Origin of the sequence: Marinobacter confluentis (assembly GCF_004785685.1) — a bacterium.
GTDB lineage: Bacteria > Pseudomonadota > Gammaproteobacteria > Pseudomonadales > Oleiphilaceae > Marinobacter > Marinobacter confluentis.
In genome coordinates this window covers 511,784-529,910 of sequence record NZ_SRPF01000002.1, presented here as the reverse complement: position 1 = coordinate 529,910, position 18,127 = coordinate 511,784, and the positions used below count along the sequence as shown (strand labels likewise).

At 58.2% G+C, this 18,127-nt stretch carries 15 protein-coding genes; 8 read left to right on the top strand and 7 right to left on the bottom strand.

Annotated features, from left to right (window positions below; all coding sequences use genetic code 11):
- Nucleotides 1–27 precede the first annotated feature (27 nt).
- Nucleotides 28–2,166: a sensor histidine kinase gene (locus E5Q11_RS07905; protein WP_135802862.1), complete on the top strand. Its 2,139-nt coding sequence runs from the start codon at nucleotides 28–30 to the stop codon at nucleotides 2,164–2,166.
- On the opposite strand, the gene E5Q11_RS07900 is transcribed toward E5Q11_RS07905, so the two are convergent.
- Complete coding sequence (locus E5Q11_RS07900; RefSeq protein ID WP_135802861.1) at nucleotides 2,163–2,810, bottom strand: response regulator; 648 nt, start codon at nucleotides 2,808–2,810, stop codon at nucleotides 2,163–2,165. The genes E5Q11_RS07905 and E5Q11_RS07900 overlap by 4 nt on opposite strands.
- A gap of 313 nt (nucleotides 2,811–3,123) precedes the next feature.
- Between E5Q11_RS07900 and E5Q11_RS07895 the strand changes: the two genes are divergently transcribed.
- Nucleotides 3,124–5,217 carry a hypothetical protein gene (locus E5Q11_RS07895; RefSeq protein WP_135802860.1) on the top strand — a complete coding sequence of 698 codons (2,094 nt, stop codon included), beginning with the start codon at nucleotides 3,124–3,126 and terminating at the stop codon, nucleotides 5,215–5,217.
- A 76-nt stretch (nucleotides 5,218–5,293) separates the two neighbouring features.
- Here E5Q11_RS07895 and E5Q11_RS07890 read toward each other — a convergent pair whose 3' ends face one another.
- Complete coding sequence (locus tag E5Q11_RS07890; protein ID WP_135802859.1) at nucleotides 5,294–5,668, bottom strand: 3D domain-containing protein; 375 nt, start codon at nucleotides 5,666–5,668, stop codon at nucleotides 5,294–5,296.
- Between the two features lie 135 nt (nucleotides 5,669–5,803).
- Between E5Q11_RS07890 and E5Q11_RS07885 the strand changes: the two genes are divergently transcribed.
- Nucleotides 5,804–6,238, top strand: a complete 435-nt coding sequence (locus E5Q11_RS07885) for an SRPBCC family protein (RefSeq protein WP_135802858.1) — start codon at nucleotides 5,804–5,806, stop codon at nucleotides 6,236–6,238.
- A 16-nt stretch (nucleotides 6,239–6,254) separates the two neighbouring features.
- Here E5Q11_RS07885 and E5Q11_RS07880 read toward each other — a convergent pair whose 3' ends face one another.
- Entirely contained in the window at nucleotides 6,255–6,707 is a 453-nt protein-coding gene (locus E5Q11_RS07880; RefSeq protein WP_135802857.1) for an Lrp/AsnC ligand binding domain-containing protein, read from the bottom strand.
- Nucleotides 6,708–6,991: 284 nt separating this feature from the next.
- On the opposite strand from E5Q11_RS07880, the gene putA reads away from it, so the two are divergent.
- Complete coding sequence (putA, locus tag E5Q11_RS07875) at nucleotides 6,992–10,621, top strand: bifunctional proline dehydrogenase/L-glutamate gamma-semialdehyde dehydrogenase PutA (protein WP_135802856.1); 3,630 nt, start codon at nucleotides 6,992–6,994, stop codon at nucleotides 10,619–10,621.
- Nucleotides 10,622–10,693: 72 nt separating this feature from the next.
- Here the strand turns inward: putA and E5Q11_RS07870 are convergent, their stop codons facing one another.
- From E5Q11_RS07870 to E5Q11_RS07860, 3 genes are read right to left on the bottom strand one after another with little or no spacing between them, the layout of a single operon-like run.
- Nucleotides 10,694–11,338 carry a DsbA family oxidoreductase gene (locus E5Q11_RS07870; protein ID WP_135802855.1) on the bottom strand — a complete coding sequence of 215 codons (645 nt, stop codon included), beginning with the start codon at nucleotides 11,336–11,338 and terminating at the stop codon, nucleotides 10,694–10,696.
- A gap of 45 nt (nucleotides 11,339–11,383) precedes the next feature.
- Nucleotides 11,384–12,094 carry a 16S rRNA pseudouridine(516) synthase gene (locus tag E5Q11_RS07865; RefSeq protein ID WP_135802854.1) on the bottom strand — a complete coding sequence of 237 codons (711 nt, stop codon included), beginning with the start codon at nucleotides 12,092–12,094 and terminating at the stop codon, nucleotides 11,384–11,386.
- A gap of 42 nt (nucleotides 12,095–12,136) precedes the next feature.
- Entirely contained in the window at nucleotides 12,137–13,357 is a 1,221-nt protein-coding gene (locus E5Q11_RS07860; protein ID WP_135802853.1) for an outer membrane protein assembly factor BamB family protein, read from the bottom strand.
- A 169-nt stretch (nucleotides 13,358–13,526) separates the two neighbouring features.
- On the opposite strand from E5Q11_RS07860, the gene E5Q11_RS07855 reads away from it, so the two are divergent.
- Nucleotides 13,527–14,153: a LysE family translocator gene (locus E5Q11_RS07855; protein ID WP_191964438.1), complete on the top strand. Its 627-nt coding sequence runs from the start codon at nucleotides 13,527–13,529 to the stop codon at nucleotides 14,151–14,153.
- Between the two features lie 16 nt (nucleotides 14,154–14,169).
- Here E5Q11_RS07855 and E5Q11_RS07850 read toward each other — a convergent pair whose 3' ends face one another.
- Nucleotides 14,170–14,817, bottom strand: a complete 648-nt coding sequence (locus E5Q11_RS07850; protein WP_404802759.1) for a lytic transglycosylase domain-containing protein — start codon at nucleotides 14,815–14,817, stop codon at nucleotides 14,170–14,172.
- Nucleotides 14,818–14,932: 115 nt separating this feature from the next.
- On the opposite strand from E5Q11_RS07850, the gene E5Q11_RS07845 reads away from it, so the two are divergent.
- Genes E5Q11_RS07845 through E5Q11_RS07835 form a run of 3 tightly spaced genes read left to right on the top strand, consistent with a single transcriptional unit; the run spans nucleotide 14,933 to nucleotide 18,127 of the window.
- Nucleotides 14,933–15,460, top strand: coding sequence for a shikimate kinase (locus E5Q11_RS07845; RefSeq protein WP_135802850.1), 528 nt, complete (start codon nucleotides 14,933–14,935; stop codon nucleotides 15,458–15,460).
- Between the two features lies 1 nt (nucleotide 15,461).
- Nucleotides 15,462–16,373 carry a DMT family transporter gene (locus E5Q11_RS07840; protein WP_135802849.1) on the top strand — a complete coding sequence of 304 codons (912 nt, stop codon included), beginning with the start codon at nucleotides 15,462–15,464 and terminating at the stop codon, nucleotides 16,371–16,373.
- 26 nt (nucleotides 16,374–16,399) lie between these two features.
- Nucleotides 16,400–18,127, top strand: coding sequence for a bifunctional protein-serine/threonine kinase/phosphatase (locus E5Q11_RS07835; protein WP_135802848.1), 1,728 nt, complete (start codon nucleotides 16,400–16,402; stop codon nucleotides 18,125–18,127).

Here is an 18,127-nt window from a genome sequence, read left to right as displayed (position 1 = left end):
AATCTAAAAGGACTTTGGAGGACACTGGTGGCACCCAGGCAGCGTTTTCTTCTGATCGCAGTGCTGGCCATGGTTGCAATTGGCATTTCTGCAAAGGTTGCGCTGACACCGCCCTGGCTGGGGCTGGACCTTTCTCCCCACACGAATCCGGGTGGCCTGGAGGTCACGGCCATTCATCCCGATTCTCCCAATGCCAATGCAGTTTCTATCGGTGATGTTCTGGTTGCACTTGAAGCTGCTGACGGCCGCCGTATCGAACTTGCGGGCAATCTGGTCATGGAAGAGCCTGATCTGCTCAGGTACCACGAGCTCAATCTGTTCATGCAGCGCCAGACCGCTCTCGACAGGACATTGCGAGAGGGTGGCGGGTATTTCATAACGGCGTCAGGAGAGAGGTTGCCAGCCGCTGCCACCCGCACACCCTGGCATCAGCTGTTTCGCGGTTTTGCGTTACACACCTTCTACGGGTTGATAGCGTTGGCTGTCGCTGTTGGTATCTGGGCCTTCCGCCCGCGAAGTGCTGCGACCCGGCTTTATGCGCTGTCCGGCGTGGCAACCATGGTGAATACGCTGACTCTGGCCATCTATGGCGACCGTGAGTTTGTGCTCAGCGGCGAACTGTTCGGTGTGGTTGCCGCGGTTAACCATCTGGCTACGCTGATGGTCAATGCCTCCCTTGTTTCCCTGTTCTGGGTGTATCCCCGCCCATTGGCGCGGGCGCCGGTTCCGACTCTGCTGATCCTCACAGCGGTGGTTATGTGGATACTGAGCGAGCTGCAGGTCGGCGACAGCGCCCAGCTGACGGTTTATCTGCCGGTGGTGGTGGGGTATCTGCTGGGCCTCGCCTTTGCCGCGGCGCAGTGGATCGCTTCGCGGGGCAGACCCCTGGAGCGGGCGGCGCTGAAATGGTGTGTGCTGGCCATCTTCCTCGGCAGTGTGCTGCTGATGGGGCTGATCATGATACCACCGGCTTTCGGTTACCCGCCGGTGGTTCCATTGCTGTTCGGGTTTGGCGCCTATCTGATTCTCTACCTCGGCATTGCCGCCGGGCTGGTACGTTATCGGCTGTTTGACATCGAACGCTGGTGGTTCAAAACCTGGCTCTGGTTTGCTGGCGGTTTAATGGTGCTGGTGCTGGATGCAGTGTTGATAATGGGCGCGGGGCTAACCAGCGCTTATGCCCTGACACTGTCACTGGCCATCGCAGGCTGGCTGTATTTTCCGCTGCGCCAGTGGCTGTGGGACCGGTTTGGTCAGCGAACCGGAATCTCGCTGAATGAGGCATTGCAGGAGCTGGTGGACAAGCTTTTCTCGGCGTCGACCGAAGCCGAGGTACGCCGGGCCTGGCCCGACCTTTTGCGCATGACGTTCAAGCCCCTGAGTCTGAAGATGCAGGACGTGTCCGGCCCACATCAGGCGGTAGAGGTTTCCGATGACGGGGCGCTGATGGACATGCCGCCGCTGGCCGGCGATTGCCAGCGGGCCAGCCTCGAATTTGCCAGCGGCGGGGCAAGATTGTTCACCAAGGAAGACATCCGCGTTGCGAACCTGCTTTACGACCTGACCGGTAAGGCATTGCAAGCCTTACAGGCCAGGGATGCCGGGGCCGCAAAAGAACGAAGCCGTATCATGCGGGATCTGCATGACGATCTGGGGGCGCGTCTTCTCAGCCTTGTCTACGTTGCCGAAACCGACAGCGTCCGGGAGGTTGCACGTTCGGCGCTGGCCGATCTCCATGGCCTGGTGGATACCGCCTCAGGCCAACCCGTTCATCTGGTGGATGTGGCCAATGCCTGTGAGGGGGAAGTACGCCAGCGTCTGAATGATTCCGGCATTGAGCTTGAATGGCAGGGCGGCTCCGATCTGCCGGATCAGCATCTGTCTGCGCGAGCAGCCACGAACATTGCCCGAATTGTGCGGGAGGCAATTTCTAATACCATCAAGCATTCGGGGGCCGATCGTGTGCAGGTTGTGTGGCGCATTCAAGGTGGCCAGTTGACCGTGCGCGTCCAGGATAATGGCAGCTTCGACATGTCTGCGGGAATGGGCGATGGCCATGGGCTAAAAACCATGCAGGTCCGCGCTCGTGATCTTGGCGGATCTGTGGAATGGCGAACAGATCCCGGGGAAGGCTTCGAGATTGAGCTGCAGATGCCTGCCAGCTAGCGGTCAATCATGCCCATTCGCATGGCTTCGCGGGTGGCTTCCGCCCGTGATGAGACTTCCAGTTTGCGGTAAACGCTTTTGACATAGCCAGCCGTGGTGTGGCGTGTGATACCCAGTGCCTGTCCCACCTGAGCGAGCGTGAAACCCTTGGCGATCAGCTCCAGTACTTCTTGCTCCCGTGGTGTCAGGTCTGGCTGGCTTGAGGTGTCGGGCGGTGCAAAGGTGGCCAGCACCCGGCGAGCTACCGAGGGAGATAAAGGCGGCTCGTCCTCAATCAGGCCGGAGAGGCGTCGAGCCAGCTCTGCCTGGGGCTGTTGCTTGAGCAGATAGCCCCGGGCACCGGCCCTGAGCGCCGGGAAGACATGACGGTCGTCGTCATGGATGGTCACCACAATGCAGAGGCATTCCGGAGCCTGTTCGCGTAGATCGCGTATAAAATCTATGCCGGTGCCATCGGGCAGGCTCAGATCGATCAGCGCGATATCCGGCGTGAAACCAGCTTGAAGCAGGTGAGACAGTTTGTCCCGGGCCTCACTGAGGCGACCGGAAACGGTCACCGAAATGCCCGGGAATACTTCCGTCAAAACACCCTGTAGCCAGTCCTGGGCGCCTCCATGGTCTTCCAGTAAAAAGCCCAATTTCATTGCATCGTCCTGAAACCAACAGTGGATATATCCTTATCTGGTACCTGTTGCTCGGATCGCTTCAATGACTCAATCCAATGCGTCTTCTATCAAGATACTCCCCGCGAATGAGGGGGTCAAAGCTGAAATCGCGCCCCTCAGTTGCGGTCTGCCGGCCTTTGTTCGTTCCCGATAAGCTTTTTACACAAGTCTGATGAAGCAGTGCAGATGGGGGCAGACATAGCCAGAAGGAAGTTCGATGAAAACATCGTTCGCTATTCCCTTGACCGCAAGGTGAATGGATTTCTAAAGAGTGTCTTTTAAGGATAAAACCATGAAAACGATAAGTCTGTTTACAATCAAGGTTCTCACTATTATCACCGTGTGTTTTTCATTGGCTGCCTGCGACTGGTTCGACGGGGACAACGACAACAGCGCGACCACGACAGGCGATGAAACCAGTACAGGGGGTGGTGGCGATAACGGCAGTGACGATGGTGGCGATGGTGGCGGAGACGGCGGTACCGTTTCCGACGCACCCGCAGCGCCGGTAGTGACGCCGTCCTACGACGACTGGACACTGACATTTACCTGGCCGGACGTTGCGGAGGCCACGTCTTATCAAGTGTTCGAAGATCCAGACGGAGTGAGTGGTTTTTCCCGGATTGGTCCCGACCTGACAACGAACGAATACGTCAACAACATCAGCCTGACCGAGCGCAACGGCGCCCGTTATGTCGTGGCTGCCTGCAATAGTGTTGGTTGTACGGATTCGGATGAGGTGACGCTGGATGGGCTTGATAGCGGCATCACAGCCGTCGTGGTCAGCGGCGATACGGCTCCCGGGATTGGCAGCGGAGCCGTGTTCAATGATGCACTGGGCACACAACTGCGCTTTGATACCAACAGACTTGGCACAATAGCGTTTCTGGGTTCGACGGACCAGACCGATAGCAGCGGGTCCCTCAGGGACGGCGTTTTTCGCCAGAGCGCCGGGTCTGGCGTTGAGCTTGTCCAGGCGGATGATACGACGCTGCCCTCCAGTGATGCCTCCTACAACGGATTCCTTGAGGTCCTGGTCGCAGAAAGCGATCAGATTATTTTCAGCGGGATTCTCAACCGGCAGTCGGCCGGTTCGTCGACAGACGACGTGGATGGTCTGAATAACGAGGCGCTCTTGCGCAACACGGCGGGAGTGACGGGCCTTATTGCTCGCGAGGGCGAGCCGGGGCGCGGTGGCACAAGCTTTCCCACGATGGACGCTGGCGATATTTATTTCACCGAGAATATTCAGGGTAACAGACTCTTCGGATCTCTCAGCATTGACGGGGCTGGCGGGGTGACGTTCAAACCCGGCTCCAATACGGATGGTTTTGAGGTTCTTGATGACTCGCCCTACTCGGTCGGTGGCGCTTTCTGGACGGTTACTGGCGCTGGCCAGAAGGAGCAATCCCTGCGTCGGGCTGTTACTGACCTGCCCGGCAACCTGAAACCGAATTTCTTCGGCTCCAAGGAATACGACCAGAACCCGGCGGGCCAGCTTGCATTCGGGCTGGCCGTTCGCAACGCCGATGGTACTTCGCTGCCTGACTCTTCGAACTCCGGCGTCTACGTCCGCAATGCTGACGGCACGTTTACGGAAGCGGTAAGAGAAACGGGCAGTTCTGCAAGGGATTCTATCGACGATCTGGGTAGCGCAACGGTCCGCATAACCGATAACGGCGAGGTGTTTTATCTGGCTCAGCGCGATGTTTCGTCTTTCGGGTTCAGGGGGCTGTATACAAACTCGGTGGATAACAGCGACTTTACCAAAGTTGTCCGCACCGACCAGCTGTTCCTGCTTGAAGACGGATCGACGATGGAGATTACCGATTTTATCGGGGGCGGGGGCGCCTTTGATGTGGGCGCAAACGACAAGGTTGCGTTTCTGGCGAATGCCGGCGCGGTTTCGGACGAGGATACCCTGCTGTTCTGGACGAATGACGGCGCCAACACCAGCATTCAACGATATTTCGTTGAGGGCGACCCGGTGCGCGGCTTACCCGATGCGTCTTCGGTGAATCTTGACGTACCGAGCGTAAGCCCTGCTCCCAGGCTGAGGCTGAGCCGCGATGATTGGGCCGCTTTCCAGGCCAGCGATGAGTCCGACTCGTCAAACCCGCGCAGGGTTCTGCTTGCCACCAGCCCTGCAGGCTATACCCGGCTGATTGTTCGCGAACAGCAGCAGTTTGCCGTTGACGGAGTCGAATATGGTGAAGTGACTGAAATCCTGGACTACAGGATGGCCTCGGCCGTTGAACTGGTTATTTCACTCCGGTTTGATCGTGACGGCATATACGGCCTTCAGCCTGACGGCACCTTTGTCCCATCGGATGGAAAGAACGGTATCTTCAGGGTAAACCTGTGTAGTGCCGACGAGCCCTGCTAGGCGAAACTTCAAGCAGAGGTTTCATCGGCAAAGCTCGGCATATCAATAAAAAACGGGTAGGGCGCCAGTGGACGCCCTATTCTTCTTTCCAGGAAATGGTGACTGTGCGTTTGCCCCACTCTTTGGCGGCTTCGACGTCCAGCCCCATGTAGATATCAATCTTGTCTTCCCAGCGTTTGTTCATCTTGTCGCGAACAATGTAGGTTCCCGGCAAGCCGTCAATGGTAACCTCTGTGCCATGGGTCAGGCCGTCGTCAATCAGGTCGCGGGAGACCGCGATGGCCTTCATGCCGGGCTTGAGCGTATCGCCCCAGGCCGTCAGGGTGGGGTCACCGGCTTTGGTCTGGCTGTTTACGGAGTTGTAGGCGGTAGCGGTGACTTCTCTGGGATTGCCGCCGCTGCAGCCAACCATGGTGGTCGCGGTGACGAGGGCGATTAAAGTGGTGCGCATAGCTGATTCGTCCGTTTGTGAGAGTAACTGTATAGATAGGCTACGATCATAATGGTCTGACGTTTCACTGCAAATGCTGTAATTTGATGCGATCAGCAGAGTTTAGGCGGAAATAAAGCAGGAGAAGCCGGCAGGATGTTCCACATACACGTAGAGCGAACTATCGCAAAAGACATCGACACCGTGTTCGAGGCCCTTTCGGATCACGCGGCTTACGATCGGTTTCCCGGAGTGGATAAATCCTTGTTGATCGAGCAGGGAACTGATGAAAAAAATGGCAAAGGCGCGCTGCGGGTAATCGGAGCCGGCGCCCTTGAGTTGCATGAGCGGATTACTCAATTCGAACGGCCGGTCAGAATGCATTACCACATTGAAAAGTCCCGGCCGTTTCCGCTGGACCACCGCCGCGGCGAGATCACGCTTCAGCGTGTGGGGGACAGCACCCGTGTTATCTGGATCTCGAGTGGGCACATCAAGGTGCCTCTGGCAGGGCACATTCTGGACAGGCTGGCGGGTAAACAGTTTTCCAGAGCCTTTGCCTCGGTATTGAGAACTATCGAAAAGCGTTGAACCAGACGCCGGGGCATCAGATACCTACGTCCTTCACATTTTCCATCACCACATACGTACTCGTCTGCAGTACGTGGGGCAGGGCGGAGATCTGCTCGCCAAGCACCTTGCGGTAATCGGCCATGTTGCCGGTGCGGACTTTCAGAAGGTAATCAAAATTGCCTGCGATCATGTGGCACTGCTCGACTGCGGAAATCTGGCGCACTGATTCGTTAAACGCAGCAAGAGCCTGGCTGCTGGTGTCGTTAAGCTTTACTTCGGCAAACGCGATGTGGTTCTGACCCAGCTTGGTGTGATTGACCAGCGCGGTGTAGCCGGCGATGTAGCCTTGCTCCTCCAACCGGCGCATCCGCACCTGGCAGGGGGTTTTCGATAACCCGACGCGGGATGCCAGTTCGGTCACGGTCACCCGCGCATTTTTTTGCAGTTCCCGGATAATTGAGTGATCAATCCGGTCCAAATCAACCATGTGTGCCTCCTGATCTTTATGGAACTCCCCTGCGTAAACCCGTTAAAGCTACTAAGCTAAAGACAGTAGAGGCGCCTGAAAACCGGCGTTGCGGATCAGTTCCCAGCGTACACAATAAGGCTTTTTGCCTGCGCAGTAAAACTTCTGAAAAACGAGTCTTTGTTTTTGCCTGCTAAAAAAGCCACAACGATCTGCCTAATCCATTTTTACAGTGAAACTGTCTTTGTCGTTCTCGGTAGAATGCGAAGAAGACTGTCAAAGCACTCAAACATGAGGGTTCAACTATGAGACCACAGCAATCAGTGACGCCAGAGCTCGTCGATAGCCGCCAGGCCATCCGCGATTATTACCTGGCTGACGAGTACACAGTCATCAGTGAAATGATTGCCGGTGCCCAGTTGACCCGGGAAGAGCGAGATGCCATTTCCAGACGTGCGGCGGGCCTGGTCCGCAGAGTCCGGCACAACTCCAAATCCACCATCATGGAAAAGTTTCTGGCCGAGTACGGCCTGAGCACCAAAGAGGGTGTGGCCCTTATGTGCCTGGCCGAGGCCATGCTGAGGGTGCCAGACAGCACCACGATCAATGAGTTGATTGAGGACAAGATCACTGCCGGTGCCTGGGGCGATCACATGGGCAAGGCGTCATCCTCGCTGATCAACACCGCAACGATCGCCCTGTTGATGACCAGTAATCTTCTGACCGAGACCGAGCGCCAGAGCGTTGGTCAGACCCTGCGCCGTCTGCTGAAGCGCCTGGGCGAGCCGGTCATCCGCACGGTGGCGGGGCTGGCCATGAAGGAAATGGGCCGGCAGTTCGTGCTTGGGCGTGATATTAACGAAGCCCAGAAAGCCGGCGAAGATTACATGAAGAAGGGCTACACCTACTCCTACGACATGCTGGGCGAGGCGGCCCGGACAGATCACGACGCCCAGCGCTATTACAACTCCTACTCGGATGCCATCGACAGCATCGCCCAGCATTGCAGCGGCGACGTGCGCAAGAACCCGGGTATTTCGGTCAAATTGTCCGCGCTGCTGGCCCGCTACGAATACGCCAACAAGGACCGGGTAATGAAGGAGTTGGTGCCCCGCGCCAAGCGCCTGGTCCACAAAGCTGCTGCCGCCAACATGGGCTTCAACATCGATGCGGAGGAGCAGGAGCGGCTGGACCTTTCACTGGACGTGATCGAGACACTTCTGAGCGACCCGGACCTGGCCGGCTGGAACGGCTTCGGGGTTGTGGTTCAGGCCTATGGTAAGCGTGCATCCCATACCCTTGACTGGCTCTACGGCATGGCCGAGAAGTACGACCGCCGCATTATGGTCCGCCTGGTAAAAGGTGCCTACTGGGATGCGGAAATCAAACGCAGCCAGGTTATGGGGCTGAATGGATTCCCGGTGTTCACCCGCAAGGCCTGCAGTGACGTGTCCTATCTGTCCTGTTCAACCAAACTGTTGAACATGACGGACCGCATCTATCCGCAGTTTGCGACCCACAACGCTCATTCTGTGTCGGCCATTCTCGAGCTGGCCCGCGTGCGGGGCGAAGCCAACTATGAGTTCCAGCGCCTGCACGGCATGGGCGAGTCCCTGCACGCAGAAGTCATGCAGGAAAGCGGCGTACCCTGCCGTATCTACGCGCCGGTTGGCCCCCATCGGGAATTGTTGGCCTACCTGGTACGTCGTCTGCTGGAAAATGGTGCCAACAGTTCGTTCGTCAACCAGATTACCGACGAAGAAATCACGCCGGAGATGATTGCACGGGATCCGATCGACACGGTGCAGGAGATGGGCAGCACCATTTCCAGCGACGCGATCGTCCATCCTCTGAAAATCTTTGGCGAGCATCGCCGCAACTCCAAGGGCTGGGACCTGAGCGACCCGGTTACTATCGAGGCCATCGAGAAAGGCCGCGGTGCCTTCAAAGAGCATCACTGGAAAGGTGTCCCGCTGATATCCGGCAAGGTTGCCGGCACCGAGGTGCAGGTGGTTCGTAACCCGGCGAATCCGGACGACCTGGTTGGCCACGTCACCCAGGCCAACGAAGCCGACATTGATACGGCCATCTCCGCCGCCGAGAAAGGTTTCAAGAAGTGGTCAGAGACCTCCGCCGAGGATCGTGCCGCGATGCTGCGCAAAGTCGCGGACCTGTATGAGGCAAACACCTACGAACTGTTCGCGCTGACCTGCCGCGAGGCGGGTAAATCGTTGTTTGATGCGGTAGCGGAAATTCGTGAGGCGGTCGATTTCGCTCATTTCTATGCCAACGAGGGTGTTCGCTACAAAGACGACGGCCAGGCCCGGGGCCCCATGGTGTGTATCTCGCCCTGGAACTTCCCGCTGGCCATTTTTACCGGCCAGATTCTGGCGAATCTGGTGGCAGGCAACACCGTGCTGGCCAAACCAGCGGAGCAGACGTCACTGCTGGCCGCCCGTGCCGTTGAGCTGATGCACGAGGCCGGTATCCCCAAGGACGCCATTCAGCTGTTGCCGGGCACCGGTGCCACTGTTGGCGCTGGCCTGACGTCGGATTCGCGGATTGCCGGCGTGTGCTTTACCGGCTCAACGGCAACCGCCAAGAACATCGATAAGGCCATGGCGGAAAACATGGCCCCGGATGCGCCCCTGGTGGCGGAAACCGGTGGCCTGAACGCCATGATTGTGGATTCCACAGCATTGCCGGAGCAGGTGGTGCGTGACGTGCTGGCCTCTTCTTTCCAGAGTGCCGGCCAGCGCTGTTCCGCTCTGCGGATGCTTTATGTCCAGAAGGACATTGCTGACGGCCTGTTGGAAATGCTGTACGGCGGCATGGAAGAGCTGGGTATTGGCGATCCCTGGCTGCTGTCCACAGATGTGGGCCCGGTCATTGACGATGCGGCGGCCAAGAAAATCACCGATCACTGCAAAAAGTACGAAAACAAGAATCAGCTTCTGAAGAAGCTGTCTGTGCCTCATACAGGCAATTTCGTATCGCCAGCGGTGATCCGGGTCAGCGGCATTGAGGATCTGGAAGAGGAAATCTTCGGCCCGGTGCTGCACGTGGCCACCTTCGATGCCAAAGACATTGACAAGGTTGTGGATGACATCAATGCGAAGGGTTATGGACTGACCTTTGGTATACACAGCCGTGTGGACAAACGGGTGGATCGAATTTCCCGCCGAATCAAGGTGGGTAACACCTACGTCAACCGGAACCAGATCGGCGCCATTGTGGGTTCCCAGCCGTTTGGTGGTGAAGGTCTTTCCGGTACGGGTCCCAAGGCTGGCGGCCCTCAGTATGTGCGCAGGTTCATGCACGGTGATGCCGTTCAGGTTGCGACAGAGTCTGTCGATGGAAAGGTGGATGCAGGCAAACTTAGAAGCCTGATTGGCAAACTGGATTCAGTGGAGCCCCTGGAGCCGAAGACCCGCATCGAAACCATGAAGTCGGTGCTGGAGTCAGTGCCAGAGGCGCTGGATGCGCACCCTGAAGAGATGCCGGGGCCAACCGGTGAGAGCAACATCCTGACCAACCATGCTCGCGGCACGGTGATCTGCCTGGGGCCGGACAAAGAGACGGCTCTCGAGCAGATGACCATGGCACTGGCCCAGGGCAACAAGGCGGTGGTGATTGCCCCGGGTGTCAGCCATACCGTTGATCGCGCTGCCCACGTTGGGCTGCCGGTAGTCGGGTTTGAGGGCCGCCTTGAGGCAGAGGCTCTGGAAACGGTTAATGGTTTTGAGGCCGTGGTCAGCTGTGCCAAGCCGACGCTGCTCAAGCCATACCGTCAGGCGCTGATGAAGCGTGACGGCGCGATCTTGCCACTGATCACTGAGCACAAACTGGATCAGCGCTATGTGATCGAGCGGCACCTGTGCGTGGACACGACGGCTGCGGGTGGTAACGCCAGCCTGATTGCGGCGGCGGAGTAGTTCCGGGCACGAAAAGCCCGGGAATAACGAGGTGGCGCTCCGGATGTGGAGCGCCGTTCTCGTTTATATGTGTCAGATTTCTTCGGAAATTTCCCGGAAGGCCTGAGTCAGGGTTTCTGGTTCCTGGGCGCCGGATATCAGGTAGGTCTGGTTAATAATGTAGGCGGGTACCGCAGATACGCCGGCCTGCTGATATTTTGCTTCGTCCTCGCGAACGGCGTCGGCGTACCGATCTGATGACAACACGGCTCTTGCCTCATTGCCATCAAGCCCGGCGCTCTCAGCGCAGGCGACCAGCACGTCTGAATCTGAAATGTTTTCTGCACGGCCGAAATAGGCCTCAAAACAGGCCATCTTCATATCCGTCTGTTTACCCTGCTCACCGGCCCACTTCACCAGGCGGTGCGCATCGAAGGTGTTGCGGGTGTAGCGTTCCTGCAGCTTTTCGAAATTCAGGCCCAGCTCCTTTGCAACGACCATCATCTGGGACTGGTTGTCCCGCACTTCGTCTTCGCTGCGGCCATACTTGCGGGCCAGGGCGGGGAGGATCGGCTCCGCGTCGGCGGCCGGGTCCGGGTTCAGTTCAAACGAATGCCACTCAATGGCAAAGTCCATTTCATCGTTCAGGGCCGCCATGGCCTTTTCAAGCCGCGCATACCCGATGGCGCACCAGGGGCAGGCAATGTCTGACACTATGTCGATCTGAAGGGTGGTCACGGTCGCTCCTGTTTATGAGTCGGTTCAGCCAACAGCGTAACCCAATCAGCCCGCTGTCGCCTCATCAGTCACTGACCGAATTTCCTCGTTGGTCAGCGGGCGGTAATCGCCGGGAGCCAGGCTCGGGTCCAGGGTGATAGCGCCCATGCTTTCCCGATGCAGGCGGGTTACCCGGTTACCTGCCGCATGGAACATGCGCTTGACCTGGTGATAGCGGCCCTCGTAGATCGTTAGCCTCGCCTCCCGGTCGCTCAATATGTCCAGGTGGGCCGGCGAAGTTCGGAGCTGCTCGTATTCAAACCAGATACCTTCGGCAAACTGCCTGACGGTTTTATCGTCAATCGGGTGGGCGGTCTGCACAAGATAGACCTTGGGTTTTTTCACCTGGGGGTCGGTCAGTCGGCGGGACCACTGGCCGTTATTGGTCAATATCAGCAAACCGGTGCTGGCACGGTCCAGGCGGCCGGCAATGTGCAATTCATCGATGGCAGGATCAATCAGGTCGATAACGGTTGTGTGACTGGAGTCCCGGGTAGCGCTGAGAATGCCGGCAGGTTTGTTCAGCATCAGATAGTGGGCGGTCATGCCCTGCTGAACGACGCGGCCCTGCTGGATTACCTGCTCGAAGACAGTCACTTCCCGCGCGGGGTCGTGACAAGGGGCGCTATCGATCAAAACGGTACCACTGGCAATCAGCAAATTGGCCTGCTTGCGGCTGATACCGTTCTGGTTGCTGATAATGCGGGAGAGTTTCATGGCGTGTATGTTAGCCCGCCATGAAACCGGAATCACTGGATTTTACCGATCCAGAAACTGGGAGAGATGCAGCGCAAAGGTGCCGTTATGTTCGGCGCTGTAGCCGGCATACAGGCGGTTGCCATCAATTGCGATGCTGCCTGTGGTGATCTGCACATTACCGCCGACTTCGGATTCGGCGAGGCGGTCACCGTCACGATTATACTTGCCGTTCTGACCACCGCCGACTACAAACAGTTCGCCGTCTTTCAGGGCCGCATCACGAACAATGCCCTTGCGTGACCGGGTATTCCAGACCACACGGCCGGACGCATCCAGCTTGGCCACGCGATGACCTGCCGCACTCGATGTGGTCATCACCAGGTCGCCCCGGTTGTCTTCAAACACCATTGGCTCGCCGGGCAGGCCGTAGCTCTGGAATGCCGCGGTGAAGTTGCGGCTCCACTGCTGCTGGCCCTGGGCCGAATAACGCACAACCTGTGCAGCGCCATTCTCTTCAAGGGAATTGGTGGCAACTATGTCGCCGCTCATGGTGAAGATGGCTTCGCCGAATGCATATTCCGGATCTGCCTGCTGGCGGGTCCAGAGCCGGTTGCCATTGGCACTTAGCAGGCTGGTGGCGGAGCCTCCGCCAAGCAGAATCTGGCCATTGATGTTCACCGTTACAGACTGGGCATTATGATTGGGGTGATCAACGCTCAGGAGGGGTTGACCGTTGAGATCGTAAACGCGGGTTTTTACGCCGGATACATAGACTTTGCTGTTGGCTACCGTCAGCGCGTTCATGGGCTGGTTTTCGCCCAACAGCCTGCGCCAGCGCTCGTTGCCCTGGCTGTCAAAACTGATCAGAACAGAGCCCTCAGAGGATGACTGCTCGCCCTGGCGACGGAACTGATTAACCAGAACATAGGCGTTATCCTGGTTGTCCAGCACCAGTGCTGCCGGTGAATCGTCGCTGCTGTAGGCTGCCGTGGACAGATCATAGTCCCGGGCCCAGAGGCGTTGGCCAGAAGGCGAATACTTGACCAGGGCAAGGTCGTGTACCCTGGCCTGAAGGTTGGCGCTGATGGTTGAGGCGGCAACAACAACATTGCCGTAGCTGTCTACCTGCATGTCTTCCAGCCAGGCCAGACGGTCGGGATCGACGTCTGCCCTGGGGTTATAGATGTTGACCCATTCCGGGCTGATGGTTGCGGTGCAGGCAGCCAGGATTACAAAGGCAAAGAATAGCGACGGCCATTTCAGGCGGGATTGAACGTTCATACAACACTCCTATCCGTAGGTTGGTTTCATCGGGTTATTGGTAAAACGGAACCAGTGTTGTTTTTGAAGTTGATGCTTCCGTGCAGGCCATAAAGCATAATTACCCAAACTAGGGAATTCATACTAATTCCCTGAAAGTCCAATATTTTTCGGGATTTACATCGTGCTGATGCTGAACTGGCCGTTATTGTCGGCCTTTATTCCCACATTCTTTGTGGTGTCGATTACTCCGGGTATGTGCATGACCATGGCGTTATCCATGGGCATTACCATCGGGGTTCGCAGGGCGCTGTGGATGATGGCAGGGGAGCTGGTTGGCGTTGCCGTGGTGGCAGTTTCCGCAGCCGTGGGTGTAGCAGCTCTGATGCTGCAGTATCCCACCGCGTTTACCCTGTTCAAGTATGCAGGCGGAGCCTATCTGGCGTGGCTGGGTGTCCAGATGTGGCGGTCAAAGGGCCGCATGGCGATGCCGGAGGGGCCACTTGAACCCGGCGCCGAAGTGTCCCGTCTGCAACTGGCTTCCCAGGGGTTCATAACCGCCATTGCCAACCCCAAGGGCTGGGCTTTTTTTGTGGCGCTGCTGCCGCCGTTTATCGACAGCAGTCTGCCCATGGCGCCGCAGCTGACGGCGCTGATACTGATTATTCTTACGCTCGAGTTCATCTGTCTGCAGATCTACGCCCACGGCGGCAAAAGTCTGAGCCTTGCACTCAGCCGGGGCGGTGGTGTCAGAACGGTAAACCGGGTTGCGGGCAGTCTGATGATTCTGGTGGGTGCCTGGCTGGCGCTTGGCTGAGCAGGTCAACAGGCAGTCAGTTACTGGCGTAACGTTCGTGCAGTATGCCCACGCGGTTAACGTAGGCTTTGGTTTCGGCATAGGGTGGAACGCCGCCATGGCGGCCAACGGCGCCCGGGCCGGCATTATAGGCGGCCGTTGCCAGGGTGATGTCACCCTTGAAGCGCTGAAGCATCTTGGCCAGGTAGTGAACCCCGCCGCGAATGTTCTCGTTTGCGGACAAGGCGTTGTTCACCCCCAGTTCGCGGGCAGTGCCGGGCATAAGCTGCATCAGGCCCTGGGCACCAGCCGGGGAAACCGCGGTTTCATTGAATGCGGACTCGGCGTGGATAACGGCGCGTACCAGGGCAGGGTCTACGCCAAACTCCCGGGCGGCAACCGCAATTTCGCGCTCGTAGGGTTCAAGAAACAGGGGAGTCTTACTCCAGTCAACGCTGGAGTCCGGGTCACAGGCGAAGCAGTGGAAGCGAATCACTTCGAAACTGGTATTGGCCGGCTGGATACCACTGAAAGCCACCACACCGTCGTCGTCAGTGTAGCGGTACACCACTTCGTCTTTGGTGGATGGCAGCTTTTGGCCGGAACTGCCAACATTGGTGAACTCAACGGTGCCGTCGGGGTGAACTATCCTTTTTACGTCACCGGTCGCTGTCAGCGGCAACATCAGCACGCAGAAAACCAGTTGAGCAGCCAGTCGGCGGGTAAACCCCATAATGTCTCACGCCTGAAAAATCGTTTATGTCCGGATTATACGACCATTACCGACCGGGAGTAGAGGAATGAGTTCAAAAAACATCGTGCTGATCGGCATGCCCGGCTGTGGCAAAAGCACGGTGGGTGTGCTTCTGGCCAAGCGCCTGGGCCTTGGGTTCACCGATACAGACCTGCTCATTCAGCAGCAGGTCGGCCGCACACTACAGACCATTGTCGACGATGAGGGCTACCAGGCCCTGCGGCGGGTGGAAGGTCAGGTTCTGCTGGGTCTGGCTGTGCACGGTCATGTAATTTCGACCGGCGGCAGTGCCGTCTACAGCGAAGCGGCCATGGCCCATCTTGCAGAGAATGGCGTTGTGGTGTTTCTGGATATTCCGCTGGAGGAAGTGAAGCGCCGGATAGGCGACCATAGCCTGCGAGGTATTTCCCGGCATCCCGAGCAATCCCTGGAAGATCTTTTTCAGGAGCGCCTCCAGTTGTATCGTCGCTATGGGCAGCTTGTCATCCGGGCAGATCTGCCGACGCCGGACCAGGTCTGTGACGCGGTCGTGGCGGAACTGGTTCGTCATGATCTTGCCCCGGCGGTGCACTGAGATGGCGGCCAACCCGAAATCATCGGCGCTGTTTTCGTTTGGTGTTCCGGCGCTGTTTGTCTGGCTCTGGAGTACCGGTTTCATTGGCGCCAAGTATGGCCTGCCTTACGCCGAACCCTTCACGCTGCTGGCCATCCGTATGCTGATTACCATCAGCCTGCTGAGTTGCCTGGCCTGGGTTCTGAAGGCGCGCTGGCCGGGCTGGCGCAGCGCAGGCCACCTGGCGGTGACTGGCCTGCTGGTCCATGGTTGCTATCTGGGTGGGGTTTATCACGCTATTGATGGCGGCATGCCTTCCGGCATCGTGTCGTTGATTGTGGGCCTTCAACCTCTGGTCACGTCCGCCGTGGCCATTATGGTGCTGAATGAAAAAATCGTTCCGCGACAATGGCTGGGACTGGTGCTCGGGCTTGTCGGCATATTTCTGGTGCTGCTGGAGAAGTTCGCGGCTGATGAGTCCCAGGGCGGTTTTCCGGCCTGGACGCTGATCTGGGCGGCGCTGTCACTGGCGGGTATTTCCCTGGGCACGGTGTATCAGAAGCGCCGTGGCACCACGGCGGATCTGGTATCGGGGGCGCTGATTCAGTTCACCGCTGCCGCAACCCTGTTTACCATTGGCGCTTTTACCCTGGAGACCCGTGAGGTGGAATGGGCGCCGCCGCTGATTTTTTCCATGGCCTGGCTGGTGTTCGGGGTGTCGATCGGTGCCATCCTGCTGCTGATGTGGCTGATTCGCCGGGGAGCGGCGTCGCAGGTGGCCAGCCTTTTCTACCTGGTGCCACCCGTCACCGCGCTGGAGGCTTACCTGCTGTTTGGCGAACGGTTGGGGCTGCTGGCCATGGCCGGTGGTACCCTGTCTATTGTCAGTGTCGCCCTGGTGGTCGTGCGCCCGCCCACCAAAGCTATTGGTTGAGAGAATAAAGCGCCTTGAGGATTTCTATGGAAGGATTTTTGCGAGTATCGGTCGGGCAGTCTTCAGACGCTGGCCGAAAACCCGTCAATCAGGATTTTCATGGCGCGCAGGTTCCCGTCGGCGCCGAGCTTGATTCCAAGGGCATCGCCATGGCGCTGGCCGACGGCATCAGTTCCAGCGATGTGGCGCATATCGCCAGTGAAACCGCCGTCGCCAGCTTTCTGCAGGATTATTACTGCACTTCTGCCGCCTGGTCAGTAAAGAAGTCCGGCAACCGTGTCATCGCGGCCACCAACGCCTGGCTTGCCTCCCAGACCAACCGGTCCTGGGCCCGTTATGACAAAGACCGCGGCTATGTCTGCACTTTTACCGCCCTGGTGGTCAAATCCACCCGCGCGCATTTTTTTCACGTGGGTGATTCCCGGGCATACCGGGTTCAGGGCCGGGGCCTTGAACAGCTGACCCGTGACCACCGGCAGTGGATATCGCCAGACAAGAGCTACCTGGGGCGGGCCCTGGGGGTGAATGATCAGGTAGAGATAGACTACCACTCTGTGCCCGTTGCCCCGGGTGATACCTTTCTGCTGGTTACGGATGGCATCTACGAGACGCTCCGCCCCGGTGTCATAGCTGGCATCATTGCTGAGCATTCCGACGACCTGAACGCCGCTGCCGCGGACATTGTGAAGGCCGCCCATGACCAGGGCAGCGACGACAACCTGACGGTGCAGATCCTGCGCGTTGAGCAGTTGCCCGAGCCCAGGCTCCATGAACTCCAGCAGCACGCAACGGAACTGCCGTTTCCGCCAGAGCTTTCTGCCCGCAGCCTGCTGGACGGGTACGAGATTGTTCGCGAACTTCACGCCAGCAGCCGCAGTTATGTTTACCTGGCCCTGGATACAGAAACGGGAACGCCTGTAGTGCTTAAGGTGCCCGCCACGGATGTCCGGGAAGACCCGGTGGCACTGGAGCAGTTTCTGGCGGAAGAATGGGTGGCGCGTCGGATTGACAGCCCCTTTGTGCTGCGCGCCTATCCCCGGTCACGACCGCAGAATTACCTGTATGTGGCGACGGAATACATTGAAGGTCAGACCCTGGTCCAATGGATGCGGGACAATCCCCGTGCCCACGTTACTCGCGTCAGGGCGGTGGTCGACCAGATTGGCAGGGGGCTAAGGGCTTTCCACCGGCAGGATATGATTCACCAGGACCTGCGCCCGGCAAACGTGATGATCGACAGTGTTGGTACCGCCCGGCTGATCGACTTCGGTGCTGTGCGGGTTGCGGGCATCAGTGAGGGTATAGGCGCGGATAATGAGCCGATGCTGGGCACCCAACAGTATTCAGCGCCGGAATACTTCATGGGCGAGGGCGGTTCAGCGCGTTCCGATGTGTTTTCGCTGGGGGTGATCACCTATGAGATGCTTGCCGGGCGCCTTCCCTACGGCCCCGAAGCGTCACAGGTCCAGAATCGTGCCGGTCTCAATCGCCTGAAATACCAGCCGGTCATCCAGTACAATCGCAGCTGCCCGGTCTGGGTCGATGGTGCCCTGCGCAAGGCACTGCACCCCGACCCCCAAAGGCGATATGCCGAGGTTTCAGAATTTATCTACGATCTCTATCATCCCCGGCAGGAATTCGTGAATGCCGCCAGACCACCGCTGATTGAGCGTAATCCCGAGGCCCTGTGGAAGGGCCTCTCCCTGGTGCTGGCGGTTCTTCTGATGGGCCATCTGGCCCTGTCTTACCTGTAA

What these genes read in the sequence shown, in the direction of transcription:
- E5Q11_RS07850 (WP_404802759.1), bottom strand. Translation starts at nt 14,817, where the DNA reads ATGTTGCCGCTGACAGCGACCGGTGACGTAAAAAGGATAGTTCACCCC.
- E5Q11_RS07835 (WP_135802848.1), top strand. Translation starts at nt 16,400, where the DNA reads ATGGAAGGATTTTTGCGAGTATCGGTCGGGCAGTCTTCAGACGCTGGC.
- E5Q11_RS07845 (WP_135802850.1), top strand. Translation starts at nt 14,933, where the DNA reads ATGAGTTCAAAAAACATCGTGCTGATCGGCATGCCCGGCTGTGGCAAA.
- E5Q11_RS07900 (WP_135802861.1), bottom strand. Translation starts at nt 2,810, where the DNA reads ATGAAATTGGGCTTTTTACTGGAAGACCATGGAGGCGCCCAGGACTGG.
- E5Q11_RS07885 (WP_135802858.1), top strand. Translation starts at nt 5,804, where the DNA reads ATGTTCCACATACACGTAGAGCGAACTATCGCAAAAGACATCGACACC.
- E5Q11_RS07890 (WP_135802859.1), bottom strand. Translation starts at nt 5,668, where the DNA reads ATGCGCACCACTTTAATCGCCCTCGTCACCGCGACCACCATGGTTGGC.
- E5Q11_RS07895 (WP_135802860.1), top strand. Translation starts at nt 3,124, where the DNA reads ATGAAAACGATAAGTCTGTTTACAATCAAGGTTCTCACTATTATCACC.
- E5Q11_RS07855 (WP_191964438.1), top strand. Translation starts at nt 13,527, where the DNA reads ATGCTGAACTGGCCGTTATTGTCGGCCTTTATTCCCACATTCTTTGTG.
- E5Q11_RS07865 (WP_135802854.1), bottom strand. Translation starts at nt 12,094, where the DNA reads ATGAAACTCTCCCGCATTATCAGCAACCAGAACGGTATCAGCCGCAAG.
- E5Q11_RS07880 (WP_135802857.1), bottom strand. Translation starts at nt 6,707, where the DNA reads ATGGTTGATTTGGACCGGATTGATCACTCAATTATCCGGGAACTGCAA.
- E5Q11_RS07860 (WP_135802853.1), bottom strand. Translation starts at nt 13,357, where the DNA reads ATGAACGTTCAATCCCGCCTGAAATGGCCGTCGCTATTCTTTGCCTTT.
- E5Q11_RS07840 (WP_135802849.1), top strand. Translation starts at nt 15,462, where the DNA reads ATGGCGGCCAACCCGAAATCATCGGCGCTGTTTTCGTTTGGTGTTCCG.
- putA (WP_135802856.1), top strand. Translation starts at nt 6,992, where the DNA reads ATGAGACCACAGCAATCAGTGACGCCAGAGCTCGTCGATAGCCGCCAG.